Source organism: Brevundimonas staleyi, assembly GCF_041893865.1.
GTDB lineage: Bacteria > Pseudomonadota > Alphaproteobacteria > Caulobacterales > Caulobacteraceae > Brevundimonas > Brevundimonas staleyi.
The window spans coordinates 3823372-3836494 of sequence record NZ_CP169082.1; the positions used below are offsets into that span (position 1 = coordinate 3823372).

A 13123-nucleotide genomic window follows, 5' to 3' on the forward strand; every position below is an offset into this window, starting at 1 on the left:
ACAGATACGGCAGGGATGGCGCACCGGCCTGGCTGCTCAAATCAACTGAGTTTCCATCTGGACGCCAGCCTTCGCTGGGGTGAACGGATGGGTGTGGCTTCAGGCCGCCGTCGGCACGTCCGCGTCGCTGACGAACAGGGCGTGAATGGCGTCGGCCGTGTGGGCCTGACGCAGTTGTTCGCGCAGCTCTGCCGAGCGCATGGCCCGCGACACGGCGGCCAAGGCCCGCAGATGCTCGGCGCCGGCCTTGGGCGGGGCGAACAGGGCGAACATCAGATCGACCGGCCGGTCGTCCACGGCGTCATAGGCCACGGGCGTATCCAGGCGCACGAAGACCGCCTTCACGCTCTCCAGACCGGCCAGACGCGCATGCGGCACCGCCACGCCCGAACCGAGACCGGTCGAGCCCAGAGCCTCACGCTCCATCAGTGCGTCGAAGACGCGAATCTCATCCAGACCCATGGCCTGGGCCGCGGCGGATGCAACGACGTGCAAGGCCTGCCGCTTGGATGACGCGCCGGACTTCAGGACGATCCCGTCCCGAACCAGCAGTTCCCCGATATCCATTACCGTCCCGACTCATACTCGAGGTTGTAGGCATGCCCGTTGGGCGCGCGCCGTCTATACGGTTCGCGCGCCCGTGGGAAGTCTTATGCGCCAGAACCGTTTACAGAACCGTGTCCATTCAACGACGCGGTGCGTTCAGGGTCGATCCACCCGACATTGCCATCCGGTCGGCGATAGACCACCGACAGACCGCCGTGAGCGGCGTTCTTGAAGAAGACGACCGGGTAGCCGGTCATGTCGAGCTCCAGCACGGCGCGACCGACCGTGATGGTGCGGATCTCCGAAACGCTCTCGGCGATGACCATGCCCACGGGGGGCGGGCCGTCGTCGGCGCCGGCGTTGTCGAACAGGGAATCCTCGACGTCATCGTCGGGGTTGCGCAGCACGATGCTGCGGGCCACCGAGGCGGCGGCCATCTCGGTCTTCTCAGGCGACAGTCCCTTGGGTCCGATGTGGTGATCTTTGAGCCGGCGCTTGTAGCGTCGGACCCGCTTCTCGAGCTTGTCGAGACTGTCAGCAAACGCGGCGTGGGCATCGCCGCCGAGACCGGTGGTCACAAGGGACTGCCCCGACGCGAGGCGGACCCAACAGTCCACCTTGAAGCCGTGACCGTCCTTGGACACCACGACCTCGGCGTCCTGACCGCCGCGTTCGAAGTATTTTCCAACTCCGTCTTCGAGTTCCTGGGAGATGCGCGAGCCTAACGCTTCGCCGACATCCACTTGCTTGCCGCTGACTTGGACTTGCATACGGATAGAACGCGACCGACCGCGAAAGGTGTCAACGGAGAACACCAAATTTACGGTCACGCTTTGTTGTTCGGCTAGGCGCTTTTCAGCATGCGCCGGCGCTCGACCGACGACGGAATCCTCAAGGCTTCCCGATACTTGGCGACCGTGCGCCGCGCGATGTCGATGCCGGCTTCCTTAAGGATCTCGACGATCCGGTCGTCGGACAAAACGTCGCCATCGCGTCCTTCGTGGTCGATCATGGACTTGATCCGGTGGCGGACGGCTTCGGCGGAGTGGCTGGCGCCGCCGTCGACGCTCTGGATCGCGGCGGTAAAGAAGAATTTCAGCTCGAAGACGCCGCGTGGGGTCGAGACATATTTGTTCGAGGTGACCCGGCTGACGGTCGACTCGTGCATGCCGATCGCATCGGCCACGGTCTTCAGGTTCAGGGGGCGCAGGAACTCCACGCCGAAGGCCAGGAAGGCGTCCTGCTGGCGCACGATCTCGGACGCGACCTTCAGGATGGTCTTGGCCCGCTGGTCCAGCGACTTGACCAGCCAGTTGGCCTGGGCGGCGCAGTCGGCGACGAAGGCCTTCTCGGTCTCCGTCCGCGCGCCCGCTGAAATCGAGGCGTGATACCGCTTGTCGACCAGGAGGCGCGGCAGGGTGTCGGAGTTCAGCTCCACCCGCCAGCCGCCGGCCGGATCGGGCCGGACGTGGACGTCGGGGATGACGGTCTGGGCGATCTCGCCGGCGAAGCCCGCGCCCGGCCGGGGCGTCAGGGCCTTCAACTCCGAGATCATCTCGGCCAGGTCTTCGGCGTCGACGCCGCAGACCGACCGCAGGCCGGACAGGTCGCGTTTGGCCAGCAGATCCAGATTGTCGAGCAGGGCCCCCATGGCCGGATCGAAGCGGTTTCGCTCGATCAGTTGCAGCTTCAGGCATTCCGGCACCGAGCGGGCCATGACGCCGGTGGGCTCGAAGCCGTGACAGACGGCCAGCACCGCCTCGACGCGCTCCAGGCCGCAGCCCAGACGGTCGGCGATCTCGGCCAGTTCGCCGCGCAGGTATCCGCCCTCATCCACCCCGTCGATCAGCGACAGGGCGATGGCGTGGTCGGTGGTCGAGAAGCCGGCGGACGACGCCTGCTCCTGAAGGTGTTCCCAGAGGGTCGGGTCGTGGCGCTCGGGCCGTTCGCCGTCCTCTGAATCGTTGAACGACCCGCCCTTGCCGGCCGAGGACCAGTCGGACAAGCCCGGCTGGGCTGTGTCATCGGCCATGCGGTCGGACATCCGTTCGCCGGGCGTGGCGTCGCCATAGACGTCGTCCTCGCGCGCATCGACGCTGGAGGAGCGGTCCGAGGCCTCGGCCTCGTTGAAACTCAGTTCGGTGGTGTCGGCGGGGGTTTCGCGCTGGGCCTCGGCGGGGGCTTCCGGCTCCTCGCGCTGAAGCAACGGGTTCTTTTCCAGCTCGGACTCGACGTATTCGTCCAGCTCCTGGTTGGACAGTTGCAGCAGCTTGATCGCCTGCTGCAGCTGGGGCGTGATGACCAGCCCCTGCCCCTGCCGAACCTCAAGCCTCTGACCGATCACCCGCGTCGCCCCCACTGGGCGGAATGGCCCGGAACTTGCTGTCAGCATGCCCCGCATCGGTTAACGCCGGCTTTCACCCATTCGCCGCCCGACGATATGCCGACTTAACCACGCGCCTTTGCGCTGCGTTCACGCCGATGATGCAACCGTGCGGACCTCGACAGATGCGGGGGGCCGCGCATGATCCTGTTTCGACCACTGATCCGCTATGCCGACTTCAAGGGTCGCGCGAGCCGCAGCGAATACTGGCTCTTCGCCGTGCTTCAGGGCTTTTGGTACGCCCTTTTGATCGGGCTTGCGACGATGGCGATGGGGCAGGACGCCCATCCGGCCGAGGTGTCGAAGAGCGTGGTGGTGGTGTTCGGCCTCATGGTGCTGAGCATGGTCGCCCTGATCGTTCCCAACTATGCGGTCCTGGTGCGTCGCCTGCACGACAGCGGGAAGGGCGCGATCTGGCTGGGCTTGATGGTTCCGTCAATTCTCAGCGCCGTGATGGCCGTCGGGACCATCGCCACCGCCATCGGATCGGTCGGCTTGGGGGCGAGTCGCGAGGCCTTCCTCGGCACGGTCATGGCGGGTCTGGGCGCGGCCGGTCTGCTGGGCGTGCTCGGCTACGTCGGTCAGTTGATCCTGTTCGTCCTGACCCTGCTGCCCGGCACGAAGGGGGAGAATGCCTTCGGTCCCGATCCGCGCGATCCCGGCCAGCGCTACGGCGACTTCGGCGGCGGTTCGGCCCTAGACGAAGATCGTCTGGACGCCCTGTTCGCCGAGGCCAAGCGGGCCAACGGGATGTCGGACGAACCCTATAAGCCGATCTTCGACTTCGGCCCGGGACCGAGCCAGCCCGCGCCGGTCCAGCGCGCTTCGACCTGGCCCGAGGCCGAGTGGAACCGTCCGGCGGCGGCCAACGGCCTGACCCCGGCGCCGGTCTTCGGCAAGCGCCGCTCCTAGCGGACGCGGACCTGCTGGATCGAGCCCGCAGGCACCTGGATTCGCTGCTTGCCGTCACCGTAGCCGATGGTGCCGGCCATGACGTCCCAGCAGCCGGCCGAAACCGTGAAGCTGTAGGCGCCGCCCGGCCGGATCGACGTCCCGCGCGGCAGGCGGTTCAGCCCGTAGGTCGAGGCGGAACAGTCCGACAGCAAGACCGCGTCCAGCGGATCGACCGAGGTGTTGACCACCTGGATCTGGCCCAGCGGTTCGCCGGGTCGGATCAGCGGTCCGCCGGTGATGAGGTCGCTGCCGCAGGCGGACAGGGCCACAAGGCTGGTCAGCGCCAGAGCGCCGCGAAGAATGGTCTTCATGGTTCGGTCTCTCCCTCCGACGATCCCGTGAGCGCCGCCCGCACGTTCGCGCCGGGCCGCCCCTCCGTCGTCATCCGGATGGATGATGTCGAACAATGTTCTTTGTAGTTAATCCGGCCGTCAGTTGGGACCGATCGCCAGACCGGCCAGCATGGAGGCGACCTCGGCCTGACGCGCGCAGCCTGTCTTCTCCAGCACGCGCCGGATCTGGGAACGGACGGTGGTCAGGGCCACGTCGCCCTCGGCCGCGATCTCCTCGGCCGTCTTGCCGATGGCCAGCCCCCGCGCCACCCGCGATTCCGACCGGGTCAGATCGAACAGGGAGCGCATCAGATCGGCGGACGGCGACTTGTCGGTTCCGATGGGCGTCAGGACCAGAAGCGCATAGCCGCGCCCGAAGATGTCGTGGGCCCCGCGCCGCACCGGCACGACGTGCAGCACCCCGACCGCTTCGCCCAGATCATCCTTCAGAGGCAGGCTGCAGGACAGATCGCCGCCGTGCGAACCCAAAGCCGCCAGCCGTTCGGCCAGAGCCTCGTTGGCGGACCGGTCCGGCAGGGTCAGCCTGTTTCCGGCGGCGAAACCGATCCGGTCGCTCATCTGCTGGATCATCTCGTTCGCCTCGACCACCCGGCCCGCGTCGTCGAGCAGAAGGGCCGGCAGGCGCATGGCCGTAAGGGCCTCGGTCGCCCCCTCGGCGCGTTGCAGACCCAGACGCGCGCTGATCAGGGCGCTGCGGGCCAGGTGTGGGCGAAGCGCGTCCAGTCGTTCCAGATGCTCCGGCTGCACGGGTCCCTGATCCAGGGACCGTTCGATGCTGAAGACGATGTTGTCGCCGCTGGGCACGCGCAGCCCGGTCCCGGCGGACCATCCCAGGCCGCGCGGGCGGAAGAAGTCGCGATAGATGGGGTCGGCCTCCATCTGCTCCTCCGTCCAGAAATCCTGTTCGGTGAAGAAGCCCGGCTCGGCCGCGTTCATGATGCAGACTCGCCGGCTGCACCGGGTGAACCAGCCGTCGTTGACGTACTCGGCGAACACCTCGCGCACCGTGTCCGAGGCGGTCCAGTGCAGGGTCTTGCGCGCCGAGAACAGGAGGCCGCCCCGGGCCTCGATCATGGCCGCGATCTCGTCCAGCACGCCGGGCCAGAGCTCGGGCGCGACGGAGCTTTCATAGATGCGGTCGATCAGTTCGGCGTCGGTCTGCACGGCATTCTCCCGAACGCCATCTGACGGTGTTCTGCGTCAGCCGTAAAGGTCGCCCAGATAGACGCGGCGCACCTCGGGGTCGTGAATGACCTCGTCGGCGGTGCCTTCGAACAGCACGCTGCCGTTCGAGATGATAGAAGCGCGGTCGATGATGTCCAGGGTCTCGCGGACATTGTGGTCGGTGATCAGCACCCCGATCCCCTCGCCCGCCAGATAGCGGATGACCTGGCGGATGTCGGCGATGGCCAGGGGGTCGATGCCGGCGAAGGGTTCGTCCAGCAGCATGAAACTGGGCTTGCCGGCCAGGGACCGGGCGATCTCGACGCGCCGCCGCTCACCGCCCGACAGAGCCGTGGCGGGCGCGTGACGCAGGTGGTCGATGTGCAGTTCTTCCAGCAGGCGGGTGGTCTCGACCTCGATGGCCTTGCCGGTTTCGTTCAGTTCCACGACCGACATGATGTTCTGCTCGACCGTCATGCCGCGGAAGATCGAAGCTTCCTGCGCCAGATAGCCCAGGCCCATGCGCGCGCGCTGGTACATGGGCTGGGCGGTGATCTCCTCGCCGTCCAGCCAGATGGAGCCGCTGTCCGCCGGGATCAGGCCGGTGATCATGTAGAAGCAGGTGGTCTTGCCGGCGCCGTTCGGCCCCAGAAGGCCGGCGACCTCGCCGCGCTGGACGGTCAGGGAGACGTCGGCCACCACCTGACGCGCGCCGAAGGCGCGGGCGATGTTGCGAACCCTCAGACCCTTTTCGCCCACGGGCTCGGGCGCGACGACCGTCTCGGCGTCACGCTCGTCCAGATTGAGGGCGGAGAGTTCCTTGCGGGCCATTCCGGCTCAGTTGGTCCCGTTCGGATAGAAGACGCCGCGCACCCTGCCGCTGTTCTGTCCGCCGCCGCCCTCGATCCGGGCCTGTCCGCTATCGACGTTGTAGGTCAGGCTGCCGCCCGTGAGGACGTTCTGGCCCTGGGTCAGGATGACGTCGCCGGTCACGACCACGGTCGCGTTCGACACGGTGTAGACGGCGCGGTTGCCCCGGATCGTCTCGTTGGGGGTGACGTAATAGACCTCGCCGGTCGCCTCGATCCGCGTCAGTGCGCCCGAGGCGTCGCGCGCCCCCTCGATGGCGTTGGCCCGCAGACGGGTGTCGCCCTGGGTGATCTCGGCACGGCCGCGCAGGGAGACCGCCGTATTGGTCAACTCGCCCGTGTCGGCGCCGTAGCCGATCGGCTGGTTGCTGACGCTCGAGCGGGTCTGCGCGATGGCGGCGCCGCCGAGGCCCAGGGCCAGGACGGCCGCGCCGGTCAGGATGAGGTGGCTGGTCTTCATGTCATTCACCGGAAGCGGGGTTGATGGTCCCCTGCACCTTGTTGTCGCCAGAACCGCTGAACACGACCCGTTGGCCATGGTCATGGATGGCATAGGACGTTGCCGAGATGGTTCCAAGAGGGCCGCTGCCCTGGACGCCCTTGTCGCCCGTCACCACGCCCGCCGCCGTGTCGACCACGGCCTCCGGCGTCGTCAGGGTGAAGCCCGATCCGCCGTCTGAAATCCGCACGTTCGGGCCGATGGTCACGGTACGTTCGGCCTCGTTGTAGGTGCCGGCGTCGGCGGTCATCTCGGTCACCTTGGTGCCGCCGAGATTGAGCCTCAGCACCGGGCCGTTCAGCCGGAACCGCCCCGTCGCCGGATCGCGCACCGCGCCCTGGGCGCCGATGATGAAGGAGCGCCCCTGGGCGTCCTGGCCGTGGAACATGGGGTTGTCGAGACGGATTTCCCGCGCCTGGCTGGCCTCGCGCTCGACGCCCGACATGACGGTGCGGAACACCGTCCAGGTCAGGGCCCCGCCCGCCAGCACCAGGATCAGGATGGGCAGCAGACGGCGATACAGCTGGACCCGACGCGACCGCGAGCGCCAGCGACCGGCCTGCTGGGCCAATCTCGTCTCGTCGGCGCGCTTGCGATCCTCTGTCGGGTCGAGGTGGGTCATCGGGCCCAGGTGTGGGCGAAGACGTCGTCCTCGAACCCGATCAGGTCCAGACGCGCCCGCACGGGCAGGAAGTCGAAACAGGCCTGGGCGATCTCCATCCGGCCCTCGCGGACCAGCATCTCGTTCAGCCGGTTCATGATGACATGCAGGTGGAGCACGTCCGACGCCGCATATTCCAGCTGGGCCTGCGACAGCTCCGGCGCGCCCCAGTCGGAGGACTGCTGCGCCTTCGACAGATCGATGCCGGCCAGCTCGCGCGCCACGTCCTTCAGTCCGTGACGGTCGGTATAGGTCCGCGCCAGCTTGGAGGCGATCTTGGTGCAATAGACCGGCCCGGTCTCCACTCCGAGATGCAGCTCGACCATGGCGATGTCGAAGCGGCCGAAGTGGAAGATCTTGAGCACGTCCTGATCGGCCATCAGGGCCTTCAGGTTCGGGCAGTCGTAGTCGGGGCGGTTCAGGCGCACGACATGGGCGTCGCCGTTCCCGGCCGACAGCTGGACCACGCACAGCGGATCGCGGCGGAACCGCAGGCCCATGGTCTCGGAATCGACGGCGACCTGACGGCCCAGGTCCAGGCCGTCGGGAAGGTCGCCTTCGTGCAGATAAACGGTCATGCGTGCGGTCTAACCCAAGTGCGCGGTGGCGTCTCCTCCCTGTCGCGCAGCGATGGAGAGGTGGCTCGTAGCTAAGCGAAGAGACGGAGGGGTTCTTGCGGCGCGAAGAACCCCTCCGTCAGCTCGCAAGGGCTCGCTGCCACCTCCCCATTCGCCAAGCGGCGAACGGGGAGGAGCCCCCGAAACAACAACGGCGCCGTGTCTTGCGACACGGCGCCGTTTGGAAACTGGTGCCCAGGAGAGGACTCGAACCTCCACGACCTTTCGATCACTGGCACCTGAAGCCAGCGCGTCTACCAATTCCGCCACCTGGGCCCCGGAAGGCGTTGCGCCGAAACGCTTGCCTCACCGGAAGGCGCGGACCCTTAAGGCAGTGTTTGGGGCCGGTCAACACGGTTTTCGACGGTTTCTTGTCGTTCTGCACAAACCCCCGCGTTGCGAGGGCCCGGCCCATCGGTTATCCCCCCGCTACAAGGGCTTTCGGGCCCGAACGACGCCGCCTGAAGGAACGCCGATGTCCGATCTCACTCCTGGCCTGGTCACCGTCTTTGGCGGCTCCGGCTTCGTCGGAACCCAGGCCGTCCGCGCCCTGGCGCGTAAGGGCTGGCGCATCCGCGTCGCCGTCCGCACCCCGGCCTCGGCCCTGGACCTGAAGGTCATGGGCGACGTGGGCCAGATCCAGCCCGTCCGCTGTGACATCACCAACCCGGACGATGTGGCCAAGGCCCTGCGCGGCGCCGACGCCGCCGTGAACCTGGTCGGCATCCTGTTCGAGACGCCCGGTCGCGGCTTCGACAAGACCCACGTCGAGGGCAGCCGCAACATCGCCGAGGCCTGCGTGGCCCAGGGCGTCGGCCGGCTGGTCCAGATGTCCGCCATCGGCGCCGACCCGAAATCCGAAGGCGACTACGGCCGCTCCAAGGGCGAGGCCGAGGCCGCGGTCCGCAAGATCAAGCCGGACGCCGTCATCCTGCGTCCCTCCATCGTCTTTGGAACCGGCGACGGCTTCCTGAACCGCTTCGCCTCCATGGCGACGATGTCGCCCGCCCTGCCCCTGATCGGGTTCGGTTCGACGAAATTCCAGCCGGTCTGGGTTGGCGACGTGGCCGAGGCCGTCGCCCGCTCCGTCACGCGAGCCGACGCGGCCGGCCGCACCTTCGAACTGGGCGGCCCCGAGGTCTGGTCGTTCAAGGACATCCTGCAATACATCCTGCGCGAGACCGGCCGCCGTCGCCTTCTGGCGCCCCTGCCCTTCTTCGCCGCCGGGATGATCGGTTCGCTGGCCGAGCTGACCGCCATCGTCGGCATTCCGCCGGTGCTGACGCGCGATCAGGTCCTGATGCTGAAGTCGGACAATGTCGCGGCCCCGGGCGCGGAAGGCCTCTCGGCCTTCGGCATCGAGGCGACGGGTCTGGAAGCCATCGCCCCGTCCTACCTGTGGCGCTACCGCCGCGGCGGCCAGTTCGCCGAGGGCCCGGGCGCGGTGCAGCCGGAAGCGGAACCGGCGTAAGCCTACCCTCTCCCAGAGGGAGAGGGCTTGAGCGCCTGAGAGCCCGCAAGGGCGATCAGACTTGCGTGAAAGGGTGAGGGGTTACGGTGCGTCCGACCCAAACACCGTAACCCCTCACCCTTTCGGCTGGCGCATCGCTGCGCTCTGCGAGCCTCAAGCCCTCTCCCTCTGGGAGAGGGAAGACTTACAGCAACCGGATTTCCTTCAGCCGCTCGGTCAGGAAGTCCTCGGCCATGATCGACTTGCCGGCATAGCGGTCCGGGTTCTCCTCCGAGATCGTCGACGGCAGGGTCTCGATCACAAAGTCCGGGTTGAAGTGGAGGAAGAAGGGCGTCGAATAGCGGGCGAAGCTGGCCCGGTCCGGCTCCGGGTTGACCACCCGGTGGCTGGTCGACGGCAGGACGTGGTTGGTCAGACGCTGCAGCATGTCGCCGATATTGACGACCAGCGCCCCCGGCGGCGGCGCGACCTCCAGCCATTCGCCGTCGGCGTCCTTCAGCTGCAGACCCCGCTCCTCGGCGCCCAGCAGCAGGGTGATGACGTTGATGTCCTCATGCGCCCCGGCCCGCACGCCCGCGGCGCCCGCGGCCACCGGCGGATAGTGGAGCATGCGCAGGATCGAGTTCCCCAGCTGGACCTTGTCCTCGAAATAGTCGTCGCCGAGTTCGAGGTAATGGGCGATGGCCTTCAAGATCTTTGCGCCCAACTCATCCAGGGCCTCGAACATCCCGTAGAAATGCGGCTTGAAGCCCGGAACCTCGGTCGGCCACAGGTTGTCGCGCATGTATTTGCGATAGGGGTGGCCCTCCGGCAGCTCGCGGCCGACGTGCCAGAACTCCTTCAGGTCCACGGCCGCCGCGCCCTTGGCCGCCTCGACCCCGAACGGCGTCAGGCCGCGCGCCCCGCCCGTGCCCGGCTGGTGATACTGGCGCTTCACCTCCTCCGGCAGGGCGAAGAAGGCCTTGGCGTCGTCGATGGCCGCCTGGATCACGTCCTCGTCCAGCCCGTGATCGGCGATGACCGCGAACCCATAGCGTTTGAACGAGGCGCCCAGGTCGTCGCTGAAGCCCTGGAAGTCGGTGTCGTAGCGCGACATCGAGACCGGCTTGATGCCCTTGGTCTGGCCGGGAGCGGCGGCGGAGGCGGCGTCGAGGGTGGAGGTCACGGGGCGGGCCTTTCGAGTGCGGACACGACGATCACGGATCGCCGGGGGAGACGTTCATACGCCCTGCCGTCGCAAATTGGCAGTTTCACGACGGATGAAAGCCCACGCCCGGTTCGTTCATCCTGGGGTCAGACAGGAACCTTCACCGTAAGGCCACGTTTCCGGTCGAGACGGGAACGAACACTCAGGAGCACCACCATGCGTATGAACCTCATCGTCACGAGCCTCGGCGTCGCCGCCATGCTGGGCGCCGGCGCCTGCACCACGATGGATCCCTATTCGTCGACGCCGCAGCGGAACAACACCGGCACGGGCGTTCTGGCCGGCGCTCTGGGCGGCGCGGTCCTCGGCTATCTGACCAACACCTCCGACGGCGATCAGGGCCGTCGCAACGCCCTGATCGGCGCGGGCGTGGGCGCCCTGGCCGGCGGCGCGGTCGGCAACTACATGGACCGCCAGCAGCGGGCCATGGAGGCCGAGCTGTCGGGCACCGGCGTCGGCGTGGCGCGTCAGGGCGACAACCTGGTCCTGCGCATGCCGTCGGACGTCACCTTCGCCACCAACCAGTCGAACATCGACCCGCGCTTCGATTCCGTCCTGCGCGACGTCGCCGGCGTCCTGGCCGAATACGACCGTTCGCTGGTCGACATCGTGGGCCACACCGATTCCTCGGGCGGCGACGCGATCAACCAGCCCCTGTCGGAGCGCCGCGCCCTGTCGGTCGCCGACGCCCTGATCCGCAACGGCGTGCAGCGCGAGCGCATGTATGTCGCCGGCGTCTCCTCGCGCGCCCCGGTCGCCGACAACGGCACGCCGCAGGGCCGCGCCCAGAACCGTCGCGTCGAAATCCTGATCCGTCCGTTCACGGGCTGATCCCGACCGATCCCCACGGCGCGTCCGGCTCCGGTCGGGCGCGCTGTGGACATTTCTTTTTATCGCACACGGTTCAGTGACTTGCGTCCTGAACGCGTCCGTGTTTCCTGAGCGCGTTGACGACTCGGGGGAGCGGCATGGATCAGGACGTGTGGAATCGCGACGACGGCCATCTGGCGCAGGGCGTCAAGATGATCGCGGCCGGCCTCGTCTCCGCCATCCTGACCGCCACCGTCGTGATCGCCGTGGGCCAGACCATGGTGGAGCGCTACACGCCCGCCGCCGAACGCCCCGCCTCCGACGCCGTCCTGATCCGCACCAGCCACTGAGGCTTGCGAAAAGCGGCGACGCGGCCTCTCCTGCCCCGGTGACCGGACCCGCCCGCATTTCCCTCTCCGCGCCCGACATGGGTCCTGCCGAGCGCGCGCGCCTGCTCCAGACCTTCGACGACGGCTGGGTGTCGTCCGCCGGGCCGGTGGTGGAGGCCTTCGAACGCGCCTTCGCAGAGGCGACCGGCTTCGGCCACGCCACGGCCCTGTCCTCGGGCACGGCGGCCCTCCAGGTCGCCCTGACGATGCTGGACCTGAAGCCCGGCGACGCCGTCATCTGCCCGACTCTGACCTTCATCGGCGGCGTCAGCCCCGTCGTCCACGCGGGCGCGAGGCCGATCTTCGTCGACTGCTCGGCCGCCGACTGGAACCTGGACCCCGCCCTGCTCGAACAGGCGTTCGACCGCGCGAAGGTCCAAGGCCTGACCGTCCGCGCCATCTGCCCCGCCGATCTCTATGGCCAGTGCTGCGACATCGATGCGATCCGCGCCGTCGCCGACGCCCATGGCGTCCCTGTCATCCTCGATTCCGCCGAGGCGGTCGGCGCGACCCTGAACGGCCGTCACGCGGGCCACGGGGCGCAGGCCGCCGCCTTCTCCTTCAACGGCAACAAGATCATCACCACGGGCGGGGGCGGCATGCTGGCCTCCGACGACGCGGCGCTCATCGCCCGTGCCCGCAATCTGGCCGCCGCCGCCCGCCTGCCGGCCATCCACTACGAACACGCCGAGGTCGGCTTCAACTACCGGATGCTCAGCCTCGCCGCCGCCCTGGGCCTGGCCCAGCTGGAGACGCTGGAGGCCCGCGTCGCCCGTCGGCGCGCCATCTTCGACCGCTATGTCGCCCGGCTCGGCGACCGCCCCGGCCTCGCCTTCGCGCCCGAGGCGCCGGGCCGCCGCCACACCCGCTGGCTCAGCGTCATGGTGATGGACCCCGAGATCACGGGCGCTGGCCCCGACCACCTCCGCCTTGCGCTGGATGCGGCGAACATCGAGGCCCGCCCCGTCTGGAAGCCCATGCACCTCCAGCCCGTCTTCCGGGACGCCCTCGTCGTCAACGACGGCGTGGCCGAGGCCCTGTTCGCCAACGGCCTCTGCCTGCCCTCCGGCAGCAGCCTGACCGACGCCGACATCGACCGCGTCTGCGACGTCATCGAGACCACGCTGGACGCCTGAATGCGGCATCGGCCGTCTGTGCGGTCACCGATGGCGGTATCGGCGGGTCTGGTCGCCGACTTTT

General features: G+C 68.0%; 15 protein-coding genes and 1 tRNA gene. 5 read left to right on the plus strand and 11 right to left on the minus strand.

All coding sequences use genetic code 11. From position 1 onward, the window contains the following. Nucleotides 1–99: 99 nt before the first annotated feature. The 3 genes from ptsN to rpoN all read right to left on the minus strand — a co-directional run bounded on the left by ptsN (nucleotide 100) and on the right by rpoN (nucleotide 2938). A complete protein-coding gene (gene ptsN, locus ACETK8_RS19185) occupies nucleotides 100–567 on the minus strand; it encodes a PTS IIA-like nitrogen regulatory protein PtsN (protein ID WP_374037421.1) in 468 nt (155 codons plus the stop codon). Nucleotides 568–650: 83 nt separating this feature from the next. Beyond that, a complete protein-coding gene (gene hpf, locus ACETK8_RS19190; protein WP_374037422.1) occupies nucleotides 651–1316 on the minus strand; it encodes a ribosome hibernation-promoting factor, HPF/YfiA family in 666 nt (221 codons plus the stop codon). A 74-nt stretch (nucleotides 1317–1390) separates the two neighbouring features. After that, on the minus strand, nucleotides 1391–2938 hold the full coding sequence (rpoN, locus tag ACETK8_RS19195) for an RNA polymerase factor sigma-54 (protein WP_374037423.1): 1548 nt from the start codon (nucleotides 2936–2938) through the stop codon (nucleotides 1391–1393). 132 nt (nucleotides 2939–3070) lie between these two features. Between rpoN and ACETK8_RS19200 the strand changes: the two genes are divergently transcribed. Then, nucleotides 3071–3841 (plus strand): DUF805 domain-containing protein, encoded by a 771-nt coding sequence (locus tag ACETK8_RS19200; protein WP_374037424.1) that lies wholly within the window; start codon nucleotides 3071–3073, stop codon nucleotides 3839–3841. Here the strand turns inward: ACETK8_RS19200 and ACETK8_RS19205 are convergent. From ACETK8_RS19205 to ACETK8_RS19235, 7 genes are all read right to left on the minus strand, one after another. Further along, nucleotides 3838–4194 carry a hypothetical protein gene (locus ACETK8_RS19205; RefSeq protein ID WP_374037425.1) on the minus strand — a complete coding sequence of 119 codons (357 nt, stop codon included), beginning with the start codon at nucleotides 4192–4194 and terminating at the stop codon, nucleotides 3838–3840. The genes ACETK8_RS19200 and ACETK8_RS19205 overlap by 4 nt on opposite strands. Before the next feature lie 120 nt (nucleotides 4195–4314). After that, nucleotides 4315–5400 (minus strand): helix-turn-helix transcriptional regulator, encoded by a 1086-nt coding sequence (locus ACETK8_RS19210; RefSeq protein WP_374037426.1) that lies wholly within the window; start codon nucleotides 5398–5400, stop codon nucleotides 4315–4317. A 36-nt stretch (nucleotides 5401–5436) separates the two neighbouring features. Beyond that, nucleotides 5437–6231, minus strand: coding sequence for an LPS export ABC transporter ATP-binding protein (gene lptB, locus ACETK8_RS19215; RefSeq protein WP_374037427.1), 795 nt, complete (start codon nucleotides 6229–6231; stop codon nucleotides 5437–5439). A 6-nt stretch (nucleotides 6232–6237) separates the two neighbouring features. After that, nucleotides 6238–6729, minus strand: coding sequence for an LptA/OstA family protein (locus ACETK8_RS19220; protein ID WP_374037428.1), 492 nt, complete (start codon nucleotides 6727–6729; stop codon nucleotides 6238–6240). Between the two features lies 1 nt (nucleotide 6730). After that, nucleotides 6731–7390, minus strand: coding sequence for an LPS export ABC transporter periplasmic protein LptC (lptC, locus tag ACETK8_RS19225; RefSeq protein WP_374037429.1), 660 nt, complete (start codon nucleotides 7388–7390; stop codon nucleotides 6731–6733). Further along, a complete protein-coding gene (locus ACETK8_RS19230; protein ID WP_374037430.1) occupies nucleotides 7387–8007 on the minus strand; it encodes a ribonuclease D in 621 nt (206 codons plus the stop codon). Before ACETK8_RS19230 ends, lptC begins: the two co-directional genes overlap by 4 nt. A gap of 228 nt (nucleotides 8008–8235) precedes the next feature. Then, nucleotides 8236–8322 (minus strand) — tRNA-Leu (locus tag ACETK8_RS19235). A gap of 199 nt (nucleotides 8323–8521) precedes the next feature. On the opposite strand from ACETK8_RS19235, the gene ACETK8_RS19240 reads away from it, so the two are divergent. Next, complete coding sequence (locus ACETK8_RS19240) at nucleotides 8522–9517, plus strand: complex I NDUFA9 subunit family protein (RefSeq protein ID WP_374037431.1); 996 nt, start codon at nucleotides 8522–8524, stop codon at nucleotides 9515–9517. Between the two features lie 184 nt (nucleotides 9518–9701). Here the strand turns inward: ACETK8_RS19240 and ACETK8_RS19245 are convergent, their stop codons facing one another. After that, nucleotides 9702–10682, minus strand: coding sequence for an isopenicillin N synthase family dioxygenase (locus ACETK8_RS19245; protein WP_374037432.1), 981 nt, complete (start codon nucleotides 10680–10682; stop codon nucleotides 9702–9704). Nucleotides 10683–10880: 198 nt separating this feature from the next. Between ACETK8_RS19245 and ACETK8_RS19250 the strand changes: the two genes are divergently transcribed. The 3 genes from ACETK8_RS19250 (at nucleotide 10881) to ACETK8_RS19260 (ending at nucleotide 13059) form a co-directional block, all read left to right on the plus strand. Beyond that, nucleotides 10881–11555: an OmpA family protein gene (locus ACETK8_RS19250; protein WP_374037433.1), complete on the plus strand. Its 675-nt coding sequence runs from the start codon at nucleotides 10881–10883 to the stop codon at nucleotides 11553–11555. A gap of 137 nt (nucleotides 11556–11692) precedes the next feature. Next, nucleotides 11693–11884, plus strand: a complete 192-nt coding sequence (locus tag ACETK8_RS19255) for a hypothetical protein (protein ID WP_374037434.1) — start codon at nucleotides 11693–11695, stop codon at nucleotides 11882–11884. A gap of 77 nt (nucleotides 11885–11961) precedes the next feature. Then, nucleotides 11962–13059 carry a DegT/DnrJ/EryC1/StrS family aminotransferase gene (locus ACETK8_RS19260; protein ID WP_374037435.1) on the plus strand — a complete coding sequence of 366 codons (1098 nt, stop codon included), beginning with the start codon at nucleotides 11962–11964 and terminating at the stop codon, nucleotides 13057–13059. The last annotated feature ends 64 nt before the right edge of the window (nucleotides 13060–13123 follow it).